This window comes from Asanoa sp. NPDC050611 (assembly GCF_040654855.1).
In the GTDB taxonomy this organism is placed as follows: Bacteria; Actinomycetota; Actinomycetes; order Mycobacteriales; family Micromonosporaceae; genus Asanoa.
Map to the genome: position 1 here is coordinate 1 of NZ_JBFAIU010000592.1, position 2,456 is coordinate 2,456.

4 protein-coding genes are annotated in these 2,456 nt (G+C 72.3%); 1 reads left to right on the forward strand and 3 read right to left on the reverse strand.

The annotated features are described in order from the left end of the window. Together AB0H87_RS40640 and rpmE are read right to left on the reverse strand one after the other, a co-directional pair. On the reverse strand, positions 1-366 hold a 366-nt coding region (locus tag AB0H87_RS40640; protein ID WP_360158830.1), incomplete at its 3' end, for a PCRF domain-containing protein. Positions 367-456: 90 nt separating this feature from the next. Continuing rightward, positions 457-678 carry a 50S ribosomal protein L31 gene (gene rpmE, locus AB0H87_RS40645; RefSeq protein WP_360158833.1) on the reverse strand — a complete coding sequence of 74 codons (222 nt, stop codon included), beginning with the start codon at positions 676-678 and terminating at the stop codon, positions 457-459. Between the two features lie 152 nt (positions 679-830). Here rpmE and AB0H87_RS40650 point away from each other — a divergent pair, with 152 nt between their 5' ends. After that, on the forward strand, positions 831-1,739 hold the full coding sequence (locus AB0H87_RS40650; RefSeq protein ID WP_360158836.1) for an AAA family ATPase: 909 nt from the start codon (positions 831-833) through the stop codon (positions 1,737-1,739). A 285-nt stretch (positions 1,740-2,024) separates the two neighbouring features. Here the strand turns inward: AB0H87_RS40650 and AB0H87_RS40655 are convergent. Beyond that, the coding region (locus AB0H87_RS40655; RefSeq protein WP_360158839.1) for an HAD family phosphatase at positions 2,025-2,456 on the reverse strand (432 nt) is incomplete at its 5' end.

A 2,456-nucleotide genomic window follows, 5' to 3' on the forward strand; every position in this document is an offset into this window, starting at 1 on the left:
AAGTCGCTGACGGGCGTGGGGCTGATCGAGCGCGTGCCGGCACCGGGCAGCAGGCTCCTTGGCGTCGTGCGGGTCGCGCGGCATGAGCAGCTCGGCCAGGCGCTCCTCGAGCGCCGGCAGGGTGGCCGCGATCTCGTCGACCTCACCGGCGAACGACGGGTCCTCGGCGGCCAGCTCGCGCGCGGCGGCGAGGTCGGCGCGGGTCTGCTCGAGCTCGTCGTTGGCCTTGCGGATCGGCGCCAGCTCGGCGAACCGCCGGCCGACCCGCCGGGCCGTGTTCTGGTCAGCGTGGATCGCCGGGTCGGCGAGCCGCTTCTCCAGCTCGCCGTACTCGTCGAGCAGCCCCGCGAGACGATCCACGCTCATTGTTCGTACCCCTTTGTCGGTTTCAAGCCTGTGCCAACACGAAACGGCGCCCACCCCCGCAGGACCGCGAGGGGGGCGCCGTCGGCGTAGCTACTTCTTCTTGGCCTGAACCTTGGCGTACTTCTGCTGGAACTTGGCCACGCGGCCGGCGGTGTCGAGAACGCGCTGCTTGCCGGTGTAGAACGGGTGGCAGGCGCTGCAGGTCTCGACGTGGATCTGACCGTTCTTCGCCGTGCTGCGGGTGGAGAAGGTGTTGCCGCAGGAACAGGTGACCTCGGTGGTCACGTACTGCGGGTGGATGTCAGGCTTCATTCCGCCTCGGTCCTTTCGTCGATGGTCGCCGGGTCGTCCACCGAACGGACGTGAACCGGAACCTTGGCCGATTGACCAGTCTGCCATGCAGTGGTCCGCCGGGTGTAACGCGCCCCCTGGGGTGCTCATTCCCGTGGGTCATGATTGGACCCATGCCGTCCCGCGCGCCCAGGTTGATCATCACCCGCGGCCTGCCCGCGTCCGGTAAGACCACCTATGCCCGTTCCCTGCAGCCCTGGGTGGTCCGGGTCAACCGGGACGACCTGCGCCGCATGTTGCACGGCGAGCCGCTGCTCACGGACCGGACGGAGCGCCAGGTCTCGATCGCCTCGTTCACGCTCGTCGACAGCCTGCTCCAGGCGGGCGTCGACGTCTGCGTGGACGACACGAACCTGCGCACCCGGCTGGTCCGCGACTGGGCCGGCCTGGCCGCCCGCCACGGCGCGACCTTCGAGGTCCACGACTTCACCGACGTGCCGGTCGACGAATGCGTCCGCCGCGACGCCACCCGCCCCAAGGAGGAGCAGGTCGGCGAGGCGGCGATCCGGTCGATGCACCAGCGGTACCTGGAGGGCCGCCCGCTGCCGCTCCCGGTGCCGACCGTGGCCGCGGCGCCGCCGACGGACCGCTACGAGCCGCCCGCGGACGCGCCGGAGGTGGTGCTGGTCGACATCGACGGCACGGTGGCGCTGCTCGGCGACCGCCACCACCTCGACCTGGACCGGGTGATCGAGGACGAGCCCAACCTCGCGGTGATCGCGGCGGTCCGCGCCATGCACGCGGCGGGCTACGGGGTCATCTACTGCACGGGCCGCGAGGAGAGCGCCCGCGTCGACACGGAGGACTGGCTGGCCGAACACGTCGGCGTGCCGTACCTGGCGCTGCACATGCGCGGCTACGGCGACACCCGCCGCGACGCGGTCGTCAAACGCGACATCTTCCAGAGCGAGATCGCGGGCGACTTCCGCGTGGTCGGCGTCTTCGACGACCGCCAACACGTCGTCCGCATGTGGCGCGACCTGGGGCTGACCGTTTTCCAGGTCGCCGAAGGCGACTTCTGAATCATTGCTCGGGTCCGCGGCGCGCGCGGACCGTCGCTCCCGCCAGACACCGCTCCGCTTCGCTCCGCTGCCCGGTCCGCGGCTGGCTGAGCGCGACACGGCGGCGACGCCGCCGGCAGGCGCGCGGTCGGCGCTGCCGACCAGAGCCTGGCCACCTCTGGTCGCGCACCGGCTTTGCTCTGCTTCCATCCACGCATCACCCCGATTGACCTGCGATGCGTATCTGTAAGCAGAGCAAGGCCGGCCGCAGCGAGCGCGGACGGGTGGAGCGGCCGCCGTCCGCCGTCAGGAGGGCGCGTTCGCGGCGCGGAGGCCGGCCGTTCGGACGGTCCGCGCCCAGTCCGCCAGCGCGGGGTCGGTCAGCGTGGCGAAGGTCGAGTCGGCGTCGAGGGTCACGCCCGGCAGCGACGGGATGCCGACGACGTGCGTGCCGGCGGCGCGGGCCGCGGTGGCGCCCGTGCGGGAGTCCTCGAAGGTCACCGTGCGGGTCGGGTCGGCGCACAGGGCCGCGCAGGCCGCGAGGTAGAGGTCCGGGGCCGGCTTCGGGTTCGCGACGTCCTCGGCGGCCAGGACGTGGGTGAACAGGTCCGTCAGGCCCGCTGACGCCAGGGCGGTGACGACGAAGGCGCGCGGGCTGTTGCTCGCCACGGCGACCGGGACCCGGTCCCGCAGGCTCAGCACCAGGTCGCGGGCACCCGGCAGCGCGGCAGCGCCGGC

Coding starts and splice junctions, on each gene's coding strand:
- rpmE (WP_360158833.1), bottom strand. CDS start 678: ATGAAGCCTGACATCCACCCGCAGTACGTGACCACCGAGGTCACCTGT.
- AB0H87_RS40650 (WP_360158836.1), top strand. CDS start 831: ATGCCGTCCCGCGCGCCCAGGTTGATCATCACCCGCGGCCTGCCCGCG.